Source organism: Paenibacillus sp. FSL W8-0426, assembly GCF_037969725.1.
In the GTDB taxonomy this organism is placed as follows: Bacteria; Bacillota; Bacilli; order Paenibacillales; family Paenibacillaceae; genus Paenibacillus; species Paenibacillus hubeiensis.
The window spans coordinates 1316651-1333861 of sequence record NZ_CP150203.1 but is presented as its reverse complement, the minus strand read 5'-3'; the positions used below and the strand labels follow the sequence as shown (position 1 = coordinate 1333861).

Annotated in this window: 15 protein-coding genes; all 15 read right to left on the bottom strand. The window is 52.1% G+C overall.

Going from position 1 to position 17211, the window contains the following annotated elements; translation table 11 throughout:
* Positions 1-16: 16 nt before the first annotated feature.
* The 15 genes from MKY59_RS06005 to MKY59_RS05935 all read right to left on the bottom strand — a co-directional run bounded on the left by MKY59_RS06005 (position 17) and on the right by MKY59_RS05935 (position 17200).
* Positions 17-1483, bottom strand: coding sequence for an aryl-sulfate sulfotransferase (locus MKY59_RS06005; RefSeq protein WP_339276561.1), 1467 nt, complete (start codon positions 1481-1483; stop codon positions 17-19).
* A gap of 23 nt (positions 1484-1506) precedes the next feature.
* A complete protein-coding gene (locus tag MKY59_RS06000) occupies positions 1507-2055 on the bottom strand; it encodes a MarR family transcriptional regulator (RefSeq protein WP_339276559.1) in 549 nt (182 codons plus the stop codon).
* Positions 2056-2347: 292 nt separating this feature from the next.
* The gene (gene htpG / locus MKY59_RS05995; RefSeq protein WP_339276557.1) at positions 2348-4228 is read right to left on the bottom strand and encodes a molecular chaperone HtpG; all 1881 of its coding nucleotides are present in this window, start codon (positions 4226-4228) and stop codon (positions 2348-2350) included.
* A 656-nt stretch (positions 4229-4884) separates the two neighbouring features.
* A complete protein-coding gene (gene nikC / locus MKY59_RS05990; protein ID WP_339276556.1) occupies positions 4885-5781 on the bottom strand; it encodes a nickel transporter permease in 897 nt (298 codons plus the stop codon).
* Between the two features lie 24 nt (positions 5782-5805).
* Positions 5806-6810, bottom strand: a complete 1005-nt coding sequence (locus MKY59_RS05985) for an ABC transporter permease (protein ID WP_236415275.1) — start codon at positions 6808-6810, stop codon at positions 5806-5808.
* 387 nt (positions 6811-7197) lie between these two features.
* Positions 7198-8850 carry an ABC transporter substrate-binding protein gene (locus tag MKY59_RS05980; protein WP_339276554.1) on the bottom strand — a complete coding sequence of 551 codons (1653 nt, stop codon included), beginning with the start codon at positions 8848-8850 and terminating at the stop codon, positions 7198-7200.
* A gap of 754 nt (positions 8851-9604) precedes the next feature.
* Positions 9605-10549 (bottom strand): glycoside hydrolase family 25 protein, encoded by a 945-nt coding sequence (locus tag MKY59_RS05975; protein ID WP_339276552.1) that lies wholly within the window; start codon positions 10547-10549, stop codon positions 9605-9607.
* Between the two features lie 183 nt (positions 10550-10732).
* Positions 10733-10876 (bottom strand): XkdX family protein, encoded by a 144-nt coding sequence (locus MKY59_RS05970; protein ID WP_236415278.1) that lies wholly within the window; start codon positions 10874-10876, stop codon positions 10733-10735.
* Positions 10869-11387, bottom strand: coding sequence for a hypothetical protein (locus tag MKY59_RS05965; protein ID WP_339276550.1), 519 nt, complete (start codon positions 11385-11387; stop codon positions 10869-10871). The genes MKY59_RS05970 and MKY59_RS05965 overlap by 8 nt, the downstream gene beginning before the upstream one ends.
* Before the next feature lie 12 nt (positions 11388-11399).
* A complete protein-coding gene (locus MKY59_RS05960; protein ID WP_339276549.1) occupies positions 11400-13961 on the bottom strand; it encodes a hypothetical protein in 2562 nt (853 codons plus the stop codon).
* Between the two features lies 1 nt (position 13962).
* Positions 13963-14508, bottom strand: coding sequence for a putative phage tail protein (locus tag MKY59_RS05955; RefSeq protein ID WP_339276547.1), 546 nt, complete (start codon positions 14506-14508; stop codon positions 13963-13965).
* Positions 14505-15563: a baseplate J/gp47 family protein gene (locus MKY59_RS05950; protein ID WP_339276546.1), complete on the bottom strand. Its 1059-nt coding sequence runs from the start codon at positions 15561-15563 to the stop codon at positions 14505-14507. Before MKY59_RS05950 ends, MKY59_RS05955 begins: the two co-directional genes overlap by 4 nt.
* The gene (locus MKY59_RS05945; protein WP_339276545.1) at positions 15556-15972 is read right to left on the bottom strand and encodes a DUF2634 domain-containing protein; all 417 of its coding nucleotides are present in this window, start codon (positions 15970-15972) and stop codon (positions 15556-15558) included. Before MKY59_RS05945 ends, MKY59_RS05950 begins: the two co-directional genes overlap by 8 nt.
* Entirely contained in the window at positions 15969-16223 is a 255-nt protein-coding gene (locus tag MKY59_RS05940) for a DUF2577 family protein (protein WP_339276544.1), read from the bottom strand. Before MKY59_RS05940 ends, MKY59_RS05945 begins: the two co-directional genes overlap by 4 nt.
* A 5-nt stretch (positions 16224-16228) precedes the next feature.
* Positions 16229-17200 (bottom strand): hypothetical protein, encoded by a 972-nt coding sequence (locus tag MKY59_RS05935; protein WP_339276543.1) that lies wholly within the window; start codon positions 17198-17200, stop codon positions 16229-16231.
* Between the last annotated feature and the right edge of the window lie 11 nt (positions 17201-17211).

The following is a 17211-nucleotide window of genomic DNA, read 5'->3' as shown; positions in this document are numbered from 1 at the left end:
CTATTGGAATGATTGCCTATTCGTTTGCCTGCCCGTCTTCATCGGATTTGACGTCGCCCGAAGTAGCTACGCAGGCGGCTTCCTCGACAAATGGCAGCGTAGCCGCAACGTTCACGACCGATTCCGCTCCTCTGGGCGCGGCTCCAGGGACGCGATAATCCTCTACGCGGATCGGTTCGATCGCCGCTTCCTCCGGTTTGTCCAGCTGTGGCACCCAGTTATAGGGAACCCGGTAAGAACGATACACCATGTTGGTGTTGCGCGTGTTCCAATACGGCGAAATGTATTCCCACACCAGCTCGTGCTCGCGCGTCACCTCAAACAGTCGTCCGTTCGAACCTTCGGTAATGAGCGTATTGCCATTGGCGAGCCGTTGGGCCGAGCTGATATACGGGCTATAAAATTTATAGGAATCGGTCGGCACCGAAAATCCCGCTTCCGCCGGGGTATACTGCCACACGATCTCCAGCGTGACCGGATCGATCTCCAGCACCCGGGAATGATCGCGTACCGCCGACTTCAGTCCATATGGGGAAGCGGGATTCGGCAGGCCATATCCGGCCCAGCCGCCGTTGTCGAACACAAGCAGGTTGCCTTCGCCCGGCAGGCCTCTTGGGATGATATGGGCATGATGCTGGCCGATGATCCACCCGATATGCTTCACTTCGGGAAGGGAGTAGTCCGGCCCAAGCTGCCAGACGATCTTTCCTGTTCGTTTGTCGGTGATCGCGATAATGTTCGCTTCGCGCGCATCCCAAATGATATTGTCCGGATGGAAACGTTCGTCCCCGGCATCATAGAAGCGGTTCGGGCCGACATAAGATGCGGAGTTGATGTGCAGCCAGTCGCCTACGCCCCCTCCCAGATTGCCGAACGAACGGGTATTCGGATCACGGAACAATACGTTGCGAGCAGCTTCATCGAAGCCCAGCTCTTCGAAATGCTCGTTCGCAGCCCATTCCCAGATGATATTTCCCTGCCAATCCACTTCGAGGATCGTGTCATCGAGCAGCGGTTTATCGGAAATTTTCGGATTGTTCACGTTTTTGTGGGACAAGATCAGCGTGGTGCCGCTGCCCACCTTCGGTACCAATCCCGGAGCATAGTACCCGACCGGATTGCCTTCCCGTTGGTAGTCATGATGCTGTCTTGCATACCAGAGCGGCTCGTATCCAGGGTCCTCGATATGTTCGTAGCCATCGTATTTCCAAACGATGTTGCCGTCCCAATCCACCTGCACCAGGTCAAGGTTATCCTGAATGCCGAACTTCGGATCTCGGCGCCCGGTGCTGCCGAGCACGTAACCGCCCGGGAACAATTTGGCCGGGAAACCGATCAAGCCTTTCCACAGACGCACTTCCCTGCCGTTCATGTCGATCAAAACAACGCCCTCGTCCCCGGCTTGAAAAATCGTATAACCGCTCCAAGCCTTCTCCGGCTGATACACCGTTGCTCCTGTCGGATAAATCGTTGAATGTCCCATAGTGATCGCTCCTTATATGTTCGTTAATAACTCAAATAATTTTGGTCATTGCTTCGTGACGGTTTCTGCTTCTGTTCCTGATCCACAGGCACCGGAACTGCCGCATTCTGTTCGGCCAGCCCCAGCAGCGTTTCGGAGAACCCCTCCAGATTGGCAAAAATCCGTTCGTAGAAACGGCTCTGCTGCTCCAGCTCCTCTGCCGTGAATCCTTGAAACAGAAGCGTGATACATCGGTCACCGATGTTGTTGTTGCGCGCCACCATCTCCCGCCCTTTGGCGGTGATGTCCAGCAGTACCGTACGGCGGTCGTCCTCCTTGCGGCGGCGCACCGTATACCCGGCCGCTTCCAGTTTGTCGCTGAGCGCAGTGATCGCGCCAGAGGTGAAATCCATCTGTTCGGCCAGATCGCCAAGCCGCTGCTCACCGTCGCGAATGATCTTTTGCAGGATCAGCATGGCAGGCAATGTCACGCCCTCCACGCTGACGCGGTCCCGTTCCTTCACGAATCTGCGCACCATTTTGCGGAACAGGTCATCCGCCCGCGTCAGCTGTTCCCAAGTCTCTTTTTCCATTCAATTTGCCTGCCTTTCCATAAATTCGGCCTCTCTGGTCGGTTTTGGGCAATAAAAAAAGGCATCCGGCATACCACCCCTAATCGGGTTGGTATACAGGAGCCTTTGGCGGTCCAATGAGCTCAACATTATTTCACTGTTCATTTAATTAGTGTTGAAGGTTTGAGATAACTATAAACCCCTTATCCCTACCTGTCAAGTATGTTTTAAAACAAAATATTTCATGTTGGCTGCACATCATTAAACGCAAAAACGGCAGGACATCCTCGTCCTGCCGCTTCCGCTCGTGGTATTATACCATCACTTTGCAAATATCGTTGGTAAACTCTACCGGATCCTGGATCGGCAAACCTTCGATCAGCAAAGCTTGATTGTAAAGCAAGCTGGTGTACAGCTTCAATTTGTCCTGATCCTGCGCGAAGGCTTCCTTCAACGATTTGAACACGTCATGGTTCACGTTGATTTCAAGCACTTTATCGGCCTGCACGTCCTGGCTGTTCGGCATGGCTTTCAGCACTTTCTCCATCTCGATGGACAGGTCGCCTTCGGCGGACAAGCATACCGGATGGCTTTTCAGCCGTTTGGAGGCTTTAACGGATTTGACCTTGCCTGCCAGTTGGGCCTGCATCGCTTCGAAGAGCTCTTTGTTGTCGTTCTCGGAAGCGTCCTTCTCGTTCTCGCCCGCCGCGTCTTCGATGCCCAGGTCGCCGCTGGACACGGATTTGAATTCTTTTTCCTTGTAGCTCATGATCATCTTGATCGCGAACTCGTCGATGTCGTCGGTGAAGTACAGGACTTCGTATCCTTTATCCAGCACGCCTTCGATCTGCGGCAGCTTCTCGATGCGTTCCACCGATTCGCCAGTTGCGTAGTAGATGTACTTCTGGTCTTCCGGCATTCTGGAGACGTACTCGTCCAGGCTCACCAATTTCTTTTCTTTGGAAGACGTGAACATTAGCAAATCCTGCAGCACGTCCTTGTGCGTGCCGTAGTCGCTGTATACGCCGTACTTCAACTGGCGGCCGAATGCCTCGTAGAACTTCTCGTATTTCTCGCGTTCGTCCTTGAGCATGCTGAGCAGCTGGCTCTTGATTTTGTTTTTGATGTTTTTCGCAATCAGGCTGAGCTGGCGGTCATGCTGCAGCATTTCGCGGGAGATGTTCAGGGACAGGTCCTCGGAATCGACCATACCTTTCACAAAGCCGAAGTAGTCCGGCAGCAAGTCGCCGCATTTGTCCATGATCAGCACGCCGTTGGAGTAAAGCTCCAGCCCTTTTTCGTATTCCTTGGTGTAGTAGTCAAACGGCGTATGCTCGGGAATGAACAGAATCGCGTTGTACACCACCGCGCCGTCTGCGCTGATATGCACGTGTTTCAGCGGTTTGTCGAAGCCGTAACGCTTCTCCATGTAAAAGTTGTTGTAGTCTTCTTCAGTCAACTCGCTTTTGTTTTTGCGCCAGATCGGCACCATGCTGTTGATCGTCTGTTCTTCAGTATACTCCTCGAACTCGTTCTCCGCGCCTTCCTTCGGACGGGAACTGGTAATGTCCATTTTGATCGGATAACGGATGAAGTCGGAGTACTTCTTGATGATCGATCTCAGGCGATACTCTTCCAGAAACTCGTCGTAGGAGTCTTCTTCGGTGTTCGCTTTGATGGTCAGCACGATTTCCGTGCCGACGGAATCTTTCTCGGCCGGCGAGATCGTGTATCCGTCCGCGCCTTCGGATTCCCATCTCCACGCCTGGTCGCTGCCCAGCGCTTTACTCGTGACGGTGAGCTTATCCGCCACCATGAACGCAGAATAGAAACCTACGCCGAATTGGCCGATGATGTTGTGGCCGTCTTTCGCTTCGTTCTCTTTTTTGAACGCCAGGGAGCCGCTCTTCGCGATGACGCCGAGGTTGTTTTCCAGCTCTTCCTCGGTCATCCCGATGCCTGTATCCGTAATGGTCAGCGTGCGGTTGTCCTTGTCGATGGTAAGCTTAATGTAATAGTCCTCTTTGTTGAAGACGAGTTGATCGTCAGTGAGGGCTTTGTAATATATTTTGTCAATCGCGTCACTGGCGTTGGAGATCAATTCTCTCAGGAAAATTTCGCGCTGAGTGTAAATGGAGTTGATCATCATATCCAGCAAACGTTTGGATTCCGCCTGAAACTGTTTCTTGGTCATGAAGAATGGGTCTCCTTTCAGAATAGGAAATGGTTGGCTTGGGACTATGCCCTGGCCCATCGTATCGCAGTTCATGCAACGATGGCAACGATTAACTGTTAGCACTCGTTACATTGGAGTGCTAATCCCTTTCTTTTATATAACATATGGGAAATTTGGGTGTCAACCTGGCGAGTGGTTTTTAGACGAAAAGGTGGGTGGAGCGCGGATTGATGGGCGAAAAACGCTCTCCCTTTCTGCAACCCGCCAGACCGCCCTGGATTCTAACGAACATTAAACACCTTATTATAGAGAAATCGAGCGCTTGCAAACTGTAACGAACCTGAGACACCTTAATCGGCCGAAAATCGATCGTTTGGTGCCTTGGCACCCCGAATAACGATACTGAGGTTCGTTAGCGTGTGGGAGTGTGCCTTTTGGCCCTAATAAGACGTTTAATGTTCGTTAAATTTCGCCGGTTGTCCATCACGCGTCAAAAGGGCTGGTCTCCAATGCGACCACCCCTTATTCGTCAATTCCCGGCATTATTTTTTAATGCAACCTTTTCTATATGAAGCACACCACTCACTCACACGGTGCACCGCTGCCGATACAACAAACTTCGCTGCTGTTTACCACCACTTCAAACGACATCACCAGCCCAACTCTCACGATACCTACTTCACCATTTTGGGATCGAGCGTGTCGCGCAGGCCGTCTCCCAATAGATTGAAGCCCAGCACCGTCAGCATGATGGACAAGCCGGGAAAAATGAGCGTCCACGGCGCCTTTTGGATGAACTGGCGCGAGTCGGACAGCATTTTGCCCCACTCGGGGTCGGGCGGCTGGGCGCCCATGCCCAGGAAGCCGAGCGCGGCGGCTTCGATAATGGCCGTGCCGATGCCCAGCGTGCCCTGCACGATCAGGGGCGTCAGGCTGTTCGGCAGGATATGCCGGAACAAAATCCGGCTATTGCCGGCCCCTAGCGTTCGCGCGGACGTGATAAACTCCTCCTGCCGCAGGCTGAGGACACGGGAGCGCACCAATCGCCCATATGTCGGCACATTGACGATGGCGATGGCAAGCAAAGCGTTTTGCAAGGAAGGTCCGAGAATGGCCACGATGGCAATCGCCAGCAGAATGCCCGGAAAAGCCAGCAAAATATCGAACAGGCGCGAGATGATCATGTCGGCCCATTTGCCGTAAAATCCCGCGATTAATCCCAGCAGCGCCCCCGCAACGATCGAACCGATGACCGAGAAAAATCCGACCCACAGCGATATGCGCGCTCCATACAGCACCCGCGAAAAGATGTCGCGCCCGAGATCGTCCGTCCCGAACCAATGCCCGGCCGAAGGCGACTGCAACCGGTCTGCCAGCACCTGTTCCTTATAATCGTAGGGCGCGATCACCGGGGCCAGAAATGCCAGCACAATAAAAACCGTAATAATGACCAGTCCCGCCAGCGCAAGCCGATTTCGGCGAAACGTTCGCCAGGCATCCCGCCATGGACCGGATTTCGGCACGTTTGCCGCCTCAAATGCATGCCCGGTATTCGTCGATAATTTGGCCATGCGGCATCTCCTTTCGGTTCAGCTTCATTTGTAGTTGATGCGCGGATCGAAGACGGCGTACAGCAGATCCACGATCAGGTTGATGACGACAAAAAAGAACGCAATGATCAAGATGCCGCTCTGAATGACCGGATAGTCCCTTGAACTGATTGCTTCATATATATAACGGCCGACGCCCGGCCAGGCAAAGATCGTTTCCGTCAGCACCGCGCCGCCCAGAAGCGAGCCCGTCTGAATGCCGATAACCGTCAGCACCGGAATGAACGCATTTTTGAGCGCATGCCCGTATACGACGAAAAAAGGACCGAGCCCTTTGGCTTTGGCCGTCCGGATATAATCCGAGCTCATCACCTCCAGCATGCTGGAGCGCGTCATACGCGCGATGACCGCCATCGGAATCGTACCCAGCGCGATGCTTGGCAGAATCAAATGTTTGGTGACCGTCCACAGCTGGTCCCAGCGCCCGGCGATCATCGTATCGAGCACGTACAGGCCTGTCACCGCATCCACCGGATCGCGCGGGTTCATACGGCCGATGGAAGGCAGCCATTGCAATTGGTTGGCGAACAGCCATTGTTCCATCAATCCCAGCCAAAAGATCGGCATCGAAACCCCGACCAAAGCAATGACCATGCAGCAGTAATCAAACCAGGAATTGTGCTTCCATGCGCTGATAATCCCGGCGTTGACCCCAATGATAACTGCAAACAGCATGCTTGCCATCGTCAGCTCCAGCGTGGCCGTCAGATATGGCATAATTTCCTGGGCAATGGGTACCTTGGTGCGGATGGATGTGCCGAGGTCGCCTTGTAACAGGTCGCCAAGATAGGCGAAATACTGTTGAAGCCAGGGCTTGTCCAGTCCAAGCTGCTCGCGGAGCGCCTGTTTGGACTGTTCGGTCGCTTTTTGCCCCAGGATGGTTTCGGCCGGATCGCCGGGGATCGCATGGATTATGGAAAACACGATGATGCTCATGCCGAGCAGCACGGGCAGCAGTACAAGTACACGTTTGACGATGTAACTGCTCAATCCTCATTCACCGCCTTTGCTTTGTGGCTAGTTGGATTTCAAAAGCGCCCACCAGGCCTGCATGGCTTGAGATGTTGGTTCCGGGTGTCGGTTCTGGTAAGCATGGCAGGCCCGCCTGCACTCTTGGATGATTCGGTTATGCGCTAGCTATATAAACAGCACTAATCAATCACACAGGCCACTACGAGTGCAGTACCATCTTCCGATCGCTGTTATCCCCAGATTTACTGATTTTCTTCTCCAAAGAGGAAAATCCGGTGATAAGCCTATGCTTCCAATGCAGCTTTCCTTCAGATAGCTTTTAGAACGCTCCGCTTCTCCAGATTCTTTCTGACCCTTCCGTATTTGTGTATTTATCTAGTTCAACCTATATAGCTGCGAAACTTGTTATTCAAAGTAGGCATTGGCATAGGATTCGCTGCCCAGCGGCGAAGGCGTAAAGCCCTTCAGGTTAGCTTTGCCTGCGAGAATCGGCGTCGTGTGCACTAGCGGAATCCACGGCGCGTCTTCTTTAATGACGACCTGCGCCTGTTTGTAAAGCTCGGCCCGTTTCTCTTGGTCCGTCTCTTTCTGAGCGTCGGTCAGCAGCTTGTGCAAATCCTCGTTCACGTAAAAACTGCGGTTGTTGCCGGGGATCGCATCCTTGTCCAGCAAGGTGTACAGGAAGTTGTCCGGGTCACCATTGTCGCCCGTCCAGCCGAGCATGTAAATGTCGTCCTTCTCGCCAGCCTTCGCATCATCCAGATACGTCGCCCATTCCGGGGATTCGATGTTGGCGGTCACGCCGATTTTTTCGAAATCCGCCTGGATCGCTTCGGCCACCTTGCGCCCATCCGGCATGTACGGCCGGGATACCGGCATCGCATAGAACGTGATCGGATTAGGCAAACCGTCCGGATAGCCCGCTTCCGCCAGCAACGCTTTCGCTTTTTCCAGGTCGTACGGATAATCCTCTATGGCGTCGTTATATCCCCACAGCGTCGGCGGCATCGGGTTCACGGCAGGCTGCGCCTGTCCGGCAAAGAAGGCATCGATGAGGGCCTGCTTGTTCACCGCATGGTTGAGCGCTTGGCGTACCAGCACGTTATCGAACGGTTTTTTCTTGAAATTAAAGCCGAGATAGGCCACGTTGAATGGCGGACGTTCGATTTTTTGCAGCTCGGCGTTGGATTCCAGAATCGACAGATCGTCCGGGTTCAGGTCTTCCATGACGTCGATCTCGCCGTTCTGCAAGGCGTTGAATCGGGCCGTGTTGTCCGGGATGGAACGCACGATCACCTTGTTCAGCTTCGGCAGGCCTTCTTTCCAGTAGTTTGGATTTTTGTCCAAAGTGATGGAATCGTTCCGCTTCCACTCCACAAAGACGAACGGTCCCGTGCCCACCGGCTCGTTCTTGAAGTTTTCCTTTTTCTCCTGCACCGCAGTTGGACTGGCAATGCCAAACGGCGTCATCGCGATATTTTGCAGGAATGGCGCCTGCGGCTGGTTCAAAGTGAATTCGACCGTCGTTTCGTCGATTGCCTTCACTTCCTTGATCACCCTTCCTTCCGGCGGGCCGAACATCGAATCGTAGTAGTCGAAGGAATCGCCCTCGAATTTGAACTCGCTGTTCGGATCGCCCCAACGATTGAAGTTGAACACAACCGCTTCGGCATTAAAATCGGTGCCGTCATGGAACTTCACGCCAGACTTCAGCTTGAACGTATACTTCAAACCATCCTCGGAAATTTCCCAGCTCTCCGCCAACCCCGGAACGACTTCCGTGCCGCCCTCCGTGTAATCGAGCAATGAATCGAACACCTGGTGCCCGATCTTCAGCGATTCCCCATCCGTCACGATCGACGGGTCCAGCGACACGGAATCTCCGCCGCGTCCCATAATCATCGTATCCTGGACAGCCGTTTCCGTCGGCGGGTCGCTGCCTTCCGCAGGTGCAGGCTTGTTCTGTCCGCTCTCTCCCCCGGTACATCCCGACAAAACGACCACCGTACTTAACGCCAGCATCATCAAGCCGGATAACCATTTTTTTCTGCTCCTCATACAACCAACACCCTTTCCCGTCTCAAAATTTTGCGCGCTGCCGCATAGACCAAAGGCATGAAATCGATATGTATCTTTATAGGCTTTGAATGCCTGTGATACCGCTAAATGGAGTGGCACCATGAACGATAAGGTTGTAAAAAATTGAACAAAGGTCAATTAACATAAGCATAGTGATGGTTAACAGAAGATCAGGAAATAAACGATTCTGTCTGCATGAGCGATTTTTGGGGATTGAAAATAACTTTTCCTAAAGGGAAAACGAATTGCCCATTAGATGCAGCAATAGTAACAAACCGGGAAATGGAAGTGTTCAAGTAAATTGGTGTGTATAAACGGAACGTACGAAATGGCTGCGTGATCGCTGAGGTGTGAACATGTCCAACGGGACGACATTCCAATAACTTTGCAATGTTAAGGTGATGTCATGGTAAGAGGGTTTGTGTAAAACATTGTAGGGGATAAAACAATTTTGTGTACTTTACTTTACATTACATTGATCATTTAGACAAGAGATTTGTGGATATTCGTCCTCACTTTATGCGTTATGTCAAATTCCCTTACACAAAATGCGAAAATGGTACAACTTTTGGACAGTTTCCATTGCGAGTTTGGGAGAGCTGGCAATTGGAATTGGAGTTGGGTTTGGAATACGCCGTTTCACCTTTTTGTAAAAACTAAAAGACGCCTGCTCCATTGGTGGAGAGACGTCTTTCCGCCGGCATTTGGAACTGTGTTCAGCGTGCATGCCGCGTTATTTTTTGAACAAACCCCGACGGTGCATCACCGTAATGAAACGATAAAAATCATAGCTCGCCCCATTTTCGATGCTGAACAGCGGGTTCTTCGTGTCATACGCCAGTGCAGCATCCACGGCCGCTTTCGCCCATGACGGAACCTCCATCTGCTGACGTGCCTGGAGGCGGTCTACCTGTGCTTTGAGCGCATCAAACGCTGCTTTTTCCTCGGCTGTCATCGGTTCATCTCCTTTCGGCGGTTCGCTTGCATTGGATGGCGGATTCGGATTGGACGGTGTCGGGGTTGGTATCGGCACGGTTGCCGGAGCATATCTCGCCCGCAGCTCTGCGGCCGATCCCTCGAACTCGTTCATGTCCACGTTGCCGCTAATGCCGTCTACTTTACCCGAGTCCGTGTACTGCCAGAATGTCCAGCGCTTCCACGCCGGTTGGCCGTCCGGCACACGGGACGTGCTGTAACGCGCGATCCATAGATCGTACGCTCCGAGCGAGACATCGAAATTGCCGGCAAAGGAATTGCCTGTATAAATGATCGGTTTGCGCCCGGTGAGTCGCTCCAATTCGGTCAGAAAGGCTTTGGCCACCGCGTTGATCCGGGCTTTGCTCAGATTGCCGGGGTTGTTCTCATAGTCCATGACGGGCGGCAGCTGCAGCGTCTGGGCTCCGCCCACTTTTTGCAATGTATTGGCATAATGCGCAGCTTCGGCTTTGGCTCCGTCAGTCGATGTGGCCCGGAAAAAGTGATACGTTCCGACCAGCATGCCCGCCGCCAGCGCGCCTTTCACGTTGGTTTGGAAGTTCGGATCGGTGTACGTCTGCCCCTCGGTCGCCTTGATGAACACAAACGTCATGCCGCTTGCCTTCACTTTGGCCCAGTCGATGCTGCCTTGGTACCGGGATACGTCAATGCCCTGCGCGTTGCCCGAGCTTCTCGTCTGCATGTGTCTCACTTCCTTTATGCGGCATATCGCCGTTTGTACTATAGTTGATGCGTGGAGCGATAGGTTGGCTTGTATGCATGTCCCGGTTTGGGGTATGTTGGGTTATGGTGCAGGGAACCAGTAAGTTCTATGGTTTAGGTACTATATTCTTAAAATATGTCCGAGAAACACTCATAGAAATACTCATATCTCGTACTTTTTTCCTGTAATCTGCTCATATTGGTCACTCGAAATAACGCCAAAGGAAACATACTGCTTGAGTTGTTGTTCTTTTGCCCACTTTTTCTCATAGTAATATTGGAGTCTTTCGAAATCAGAATTAAACATTTGCCCCGTCTCCCTTCGGTTGTATTTCCATGGATAATACTCGCAATTCCAGACCTACGATTTGTGCGCCCAAAGCTTCGTTTTGTTGTTTCAATTCCAATGCCTCCAGTTCGCGTTGAACCAGCTGCTCCCCGATCTTGTCCATTTCGGAAGGATTCATAGGCTGCGGCTTGGTCAGTTCGTCAATTTCTTCCTGGCTTAGCCCCTCAGCCCAAAGGTCTGGAAGCTGTTCCTGCGGTCTATCTTTCAATGCTTCCTGGTATGCTTCCCAAGCTGCTAGGTCAAAGCGTGGCCGGAATAGCCCCGCAGGCACAGGTACACCGATTAGATATCCGGCAATCTCCGGTTTCTGTTCTTCTTCCGCTTCCGGGGTTTCTCGCAGCTCGGTTTCCGGATTCAACTCGGCTCGTACAGATCCAGCATAAAAAGGGACGACACCGGAAAAGGCATCGTCCACTAACACGTCCTCGATATAGAGACCGTCTGTATTTACTTTAGGTACGGCTTTCATGTGATCCCTCCTTTATTGTTCGGCTAGGAATGGTTTTATATTATCCAAACTGAGCCAGGCTGGTGCGGTAACACCAAACGGGATTATAGTTCCGTTCGAACTAATTTCTATATTTGGAGTGACCACATCGGTTCCGGTATATGCGTTTGTGATTGTCTCTAGCGTTTGCCCCGGGCGATATCCTGCTGGTAACAATAAGATGGGTTGTCCAGCAGCCCCAGACTTTACCATCCCTTGTACATGTACAAATCCCTGGCTGTCTTTGAAATATCTCGTCGTATTACCGTCATTGTATGAAACCCACCCATTTAGCAATGTAGGCTTTATCCATGCAGGAATATCCTTCTCGGCCTTCTTGCTCTCAAGAACGGAGATCCGTGTTGTGTTCTTCTGAAGCGTTCTAACAGCATCCAACAGCAGAGCCTTTTCGTTCTCGGCATAACTTCCGTCAAAGCTGGCAGTCGGATACTTGGCAAGCATCAGGTATGTGACATTATATAGGTCAGTAGAATCAAAGTCGGTCCAAGGTATTCCAATATACTCGTTACCATAAGATACCTGGGGTCTACGTGTAATCAAGTAGTCAGATATTTTTTTGCTGTTTTTATAGACAGACTTAATTACATCGGCTTTATTTTGTAACAGTGCATGATTACCATCATACGTATAGTTAACCACAGCCCAATCTCCGTACCTTGCGGGCTTTACTCCCTCCCGCAACACAATTCCCGTACCTAGCTCAACCTGATTATCACCCTCGAAGAACGTCAATTGTCCCTCAGACGTGATCGGCTCGACGACTGGCGTAGCAAGCTGGTATAGGAGTTGGTACGGCGTGTAGTTCGGTGCTGGTGTTGTTGGTAACGTAGTGGTTCCCGCTCCCGGGGTGCTGGTTCCGTCAGAAAGCTTATGCCAGTATTTCGTGCCAGTCCCATTGTAAGGTGTACCTCCAGCCAAACCATCATACATTCGCCATCCCATGAAATACGCCTTAATCTCATCGGCTGTAGGTGTGTAGGCGTCTCCCCATCCGCTATCCTCAGCGGAAACAGAAATAGCAAGGTTCTTATTGAGTTTATCAACCGCCCATGCATCTGCAGCTGCTTCGTGAGACCCCCATTTCAAAATTTTCCCGTCTGATTTAACAGCAACGGCCGCATCCATAGAAAAATAGTCATAATTAACACCTTCTACCTTGGGATAAATAGTCTTATACCCAGTATTGTTCCCTTGTATAAGGGTTATAATTTTGCTCCCATCCAGTACAACCTTATGCCACTTCACCAACTTGAAATACTGCCCCTCCCGCTCAAACACCATATCCGGGTTGGCTCCGGTGGCTGGATCGGCATACAGCTCCGTTTGAAGTGCTAGCATGGCATCCTCTCGTTGTTTGAACAGGTGTGCTTTGTCACCCGCAGTCAACATTAAATTTCTAAATGTATACAGCGCTCCTCCGATACCTCCGCTTGCAAGATACGAGGAAATGTATACTCGGATGGCCCCGGTACTCCCGGTAGTGAACGTAGTCGTATTTGTCGTGTTATCTACCAATGCGGTATTGTGCGTTATATCAATAACAGAAAATGTTGCCCCATCAGTCTGTTCGGCGCTTATTGTATACTTAGTATTAGGTGCTAATGTAATTTCACACTGCATGGAGATAGCGAAAGTCGGGGCCGAAGGGCGGAGCTGTGCAGTATATGGACCCCATATTGTCCATTTATCATTAGTGTAATTTGAAGTCCACTCATAAAACGGTGGCAACAGATTCTCGCCATATCGGATCGCATATGGATTCTTAACTCCTGTTATCATTTCCGTATACGGGTACTTAGCGCTAACTTGTGTCGGCGTCATGCTGCCCAATGCGTTGTACTCTTCAGTGCTGACTTCATACAAACGTACGTTATCGACGTTGAAAGTCTGCCCCGGAGAACCGCTGCCAACAACTGCGATCGTGTGAGCAGCTGCAGTTGCAGTGAAACTAACAAACGAGGTGTCAAAAGAGTCACTCATTACTTTGTTTCCGTCAACTAAAGCATTAATCGAAACATGCGCTCGCTCAGAGGATACATTTTTCACATCAGCAATCAACACATATTTTTTTCCGATAACGGTCGTGATTGTCCGGTTGATGTTACTGTTTTCGGACGCGAGAGTTACTCTTAAAGAACTCGTACTGCCTTCAGCATATGTCGTCGTATCAAGGCTTGCTGACATAGCCCCGATTGCCCAATTATTGTACCCTTCAAATCCACCATCACGCCCCAACAAATTCACCAACGTCCGGCCTTTCAGCCCTTCCAGCCTAAAAGCCGACGCCCGCTCTGCTTCAATCACCTGAAGCCCTGGCTTCAGCGTAACCGATTTGCGCTGCTCCGTATCCAGACGTTCTTTTAGACCGTCCGCCTTACTTGTTACTTCATCCACTTGCTCCTTAATCTCGCCTGCAAAATCGTCCACCTTGCCCCAGTTCTGATCCAGATATCGGTCCAGATCGAAATACGTCGTTGCCGGAGAAGAACGGTCGATCTGATTCAACGCAAGATTCGGTGTTTTCGGCTCACTCATTTCAAGCGCCACCTCCCATGAATTTATCCTGCCGAGTCTGCTCGATCTCGCTCAGCGTCATGCTTTCGACTTCGGCAATCGTCAAATAGCGCAGATGGAATTCCACGCTCATGTGTGCCGGTTTGATCTCTTCAATGGCCGCCTTCAGATCATCCAGATTGGGCGGCAAGCCATATGTATCCACGAAGCGAATCAGGATCGCATACTCCCCTGGCAAAACGGACACCTCGATGCCGCCGCTCTCATACGCCTGCGCCACATTGCGCAGCATCGATCCGGACACCTTGCCGCTGCCGCGCATCTTCGAAATAATGACCGACCGGCGCTGATCCGCGGGCTTCAACGGATTGACCGGGATATGCAAGTCCTGCTCATACCTCGCAAGCGCCCACGTCGCCGACTCGGGATAAAACTGATCCAGCACGCTGTCCACGCCATCCAACAGCTGCCCCAATTCCTCGCCCTCGGTCCGGGCAAGCAGCTTCATCTCCACCACCTGCTCATACAGCGGGGGCAGGTATGTCATCAAGTCAGGCTTGCGGCTCATGACACCTTCACCGTGCCGAGCACGGCCACCGCATCCTGCGCAATGTCCACATTGCTGGTCCCTCCGTTAATAAGCAAATCACTGTAGTCGATCACGGGCGGAATGTCCATGATGACGTTGGCGATTCGGGTCCAGCGCACCAGCGGATCATCGAAGGCCAACCCTTTCAAATACGCCGTTACGCCTTCCTGAATCAAGGTCTTGATCCCCTCCAGCGTAGATCCGGCAGCAAGCGTCACTTTGACCTCGACATCGATCGGAATCTCTTCTGCGCCAACCACCATAACGACAGGGCCGATCGGCGCTGCACCTTCCCCCATGCCATCTTGGGTTGGATCGATATAAGTCTGCACTTCTTCGATCACCGATTCGGCGGGACGGCGCATGTCATTGCCCAGCAATGCAACCTTCACGGTTCCGGGACCATCCCAGAGCGGAAATGCCCGGGCTTTACCCACACCCGCAATTTCTCGCGCCCACAGCTCATATTGATAGCGGTTCGCACTCGTTACCGGGCGAGATACCTTGTCCTGATAACGGTCATATAGCGACTGATCCGTCTCTTCGTCTTCACCGGGCACCAGCAGAAGCACCATTTCCGCAGCGGCCAGATCCGGAATATAATCGATCGGAAGCAGCGTTCCTTTGTATTCATTGCCCATCGCGCCGGCCGTTTCGCACTCCAGCACAACTTGCCCCGCCGTTAGCCGCTCCACGGCCACATACACGCGCGTTCCCATGGAAAACCGGGATTCCAGTTCCACATCCACCGGCTGATTCTGGCTGTTCTTGAAAGAAGCAACCCACCGTGCCGGTGTCGCACGTTTACGTGAGATGCCTGACCAAGCCACTGCCCGATCCAGGTATTCACCGGTAGCCGTATCCGCAAATTTCAAATTCGCGTTCACGTCCAGCTCGATATACATCTGCGCCATTTCTACGGCGGCAGGGGCCAACGCATCATAAATGATGCTGCCCTCCCTTTTATCGATGCCCTCCGGTACGCGGTCCAGCATGCGGTTCAAAATCGTTTCATACGTTTGTTGCTCATACATTCACGTTCACCTCCAGTTCCTCCGTCAAGCTGCCGAAGTCCGTTTGGGCGGTAAAAGAAACCGTCACCTGATCCCCCTCATGGCGGAATCGAAAATCCCCTACCTCTGTGATCCGGTCATCCGGCATCAGCGCCTCCCGAATCCATCGTTCCAGCTCCGATTCCACCATGGAACGATCGGCAAGTCCCTCGGGTGACCATTCCATGCCGTAATCGGATGAATAGATCAGGTATTCATAACGGCGGGTAGATAAAGCCTTATGGATGGCTTGCTTGACGGCCTCCCGGCCATCCGTGCCCAATCTCCCGATTCGGCCTCCTGCCAGATCCAGCTCATAGGTTTTGCTGGGCGCAGCAGTCCGCGCCACATCGTCCTTCGACTCCGTTATCTGTGCCCCTTGCGGAATCATGCTTTCACCAGCCGATCCAGCACCACAAAGCTGTCTCCGCCCTGTACGCGCAGCAGAATTGCCTGATCCCCCGTCTGCCATGCTTTATTCACGATCGATTCGGGCAGCACGAGAAACGGTTCCTCCAAAACGAGCCGCTGCTCCACCGTGATTTCCAGCGGTCCGGTTTTCGTCACGGTTCCGTACATGACCTGTACGGGAACACGCGCATCCACGGCGGCCACCGCCGCCTTTTTGATGACATCCAGCATTGCGTTTACACCACCTTCAAATCCAGCGACATGGTATGCATCCCGCCCTCCACCTTATGAGTGCATTCATCCACCAGAAAATATTGATTAATCTGCAAATCTTCGATCTGAATATTGACGTACGTCCCTGCCCTCACCCGAAAGTCGCCTAGCGCATCCACCTTCAGCTTTTGGGTTTCCCGATTGCGCAAGGTCATTAACGTGTTCAGCATCTCGTTGATCTGCCCTTCGTTCAGGTCGTCATCCAGCTTCTGATATAGAAAAAGCAGCCCCCATTGCCGGACGCTGCTTGAATTCTGCGCGACATAAGTCTCCCGTTTACCTGTCTCCTTGTTGTCGCGATAAAGCTTGATTTTATTGTACGTTTCGTCGTCGATGGAGCGGGAATGCGAATAATCGGTGAGCAGGCTCCCATCCCCGATCACGAAGCCGTAGGGCATCTGCTCCGGTTCACGGAGCACTAATTGGCCGAAATCGTCGTAGAAAATATAGTTTTTGCCGCTGTAAATGAGAGTACGGTCCAGCGCTTCGCAGATCATGTCGATCAGCTTTTTATTGTCGAAAAGCATGCGCGGAATGACGTACTCCGGTTTTCCAAGGTCCCCCATTTTCAACTGAAAATCCGTCGCGATCCGGCGGATCACGTCCGCTGCGGTTGCGTTCAGGAACTGATACGTTTGGTTCGCCGTCAAATACCGGGTCTGATCGTATGCTTTAATGGAGACCGTCTCATCCTTGCCGCTGTCTACCGAGAAAATGTACCCATAGAAAACGCCGATATCGTCGGATACATATCTGACAACATAACCGTTTTCATAAGTAAATGATGCGCCAGGGTTATGCTTTCTCCGGATCAGCGTAAACTCCAGCGACGCGGGCTTGCCGATGCGCGACGTTTTGTGCGTAATGTCCGTCACGATCCCGGTAATGTCCCATACCTGTCCCTGCTTGTTATCCAGCAGCAGCTGGTGTTTCATTTTCGTTTCCC

What these genes read in the sequence shown, in the direction of transcription:
- MKY59_RS06005 (WP_339276561.1), bottom strand. Translation starts at nt 1,483, where the DNA reads ATGGGACATTCAACGATTTATCCGACAGGAGCAACGGTGTATCAGCCG.
- MKY59_RS06000 (WP_339276559.1), bottom strand. Translation starts at nt 2,055, where the DNA reads ATGGAAAAAGAGACTTGGGAACAGCTGACGCGGGCGGATGACCTGTTC.
- htpG (WP_339276557.1), bottom strand. Translation starts at nt 4,228, where the DNA reads ATGACCAAGAAACAGTTTCAGGCGGAATCCAAACGTTTGCTGGATATG.
- nikC (WP_339276556.1), bottom strand. Translation starts at nt 5,781, where the DNA reads ATGGCCAAATTATCGACGAATACCGGGCATGCATTTGAGGCGGCAAAC.
- MKY59_RS05980 (WP_339276554.1), bottom strand. Translation starts at nt 8,850, where the DNA reads ATGAGGAGCAGAAAAAAATGGTTATCCGGCTTGATGATGCTGGCGTTA.
- MKY59_RS05975 (WP_339276552.1), bottom strand. Translation starts at nt 10,549, where the DNA reads ATGCAGACGAGAAGCTCGGGCAACGCGCAGGGCATTGACGTATCCCGG.
- MKY59_RS05970 (WP_236415278.1), bottom strand. Translation starts at nt 10,876, where the DNA reads ATGTTTAATTCTGATTTCGAAAGACTCCAATATTACTATGAGAAAAAG.
- MKY59_RS05965 (WP_339276550.1), bottom strand. Translation starts at nt 11,387, where the DNA reads ATGAAAGCCGTACCTAAAGTAAATACAGACGGTCTCTATATCGAGGAC.
- MKY59_RS05960 (WP_339276549.1), bottom strand. Translation starts at nt 13,961, where the DNA reads ATGAGTGAGCCGAAAACACCGAATCTTGCGTTGAATCAGATCGACCGT.
- MKY59_RS05955 (WP_339276547.1), bottom strand. Translation starts at nt 14,508, where the DNA reads ATGAGCCGCAAGCCTGACTTGATGACATACCTGCCCCCGCTGTATGAG.
- MKY59_RS05950 (WP_339276546.1), bottom strand. Translation starts at nt 15,563, where the DNA reads ATGTATGAGCAACAAACGTATGAAACGATTTTGAACCGCATGCTGGAC.
- MKY59_RS05945 (WP_339276545.1), bottom strand. Translation starts at nt 15,972, where the DNA reads ATGATTCCGCAAGGGGCACAGATAACGGAGTCGAAGGACGATGTGGCG.
- MKY59_RS05940 (WP_339276544.1), bottom strand. Translation starts at nt 16,223, where the DNA reads ATGCTGGATGTCATCAAAAAGGCGGCGGTGGCCGCCGTGGATGCGCGT.
- MKY59_RS05935 (WP_339276543.1), bottom strand. Translation starts at nt 17,200, where the DNA reads ATGAAACACCAGCTGCTGCTGGATAACAAGCAGGGACAGGTATGGGAC.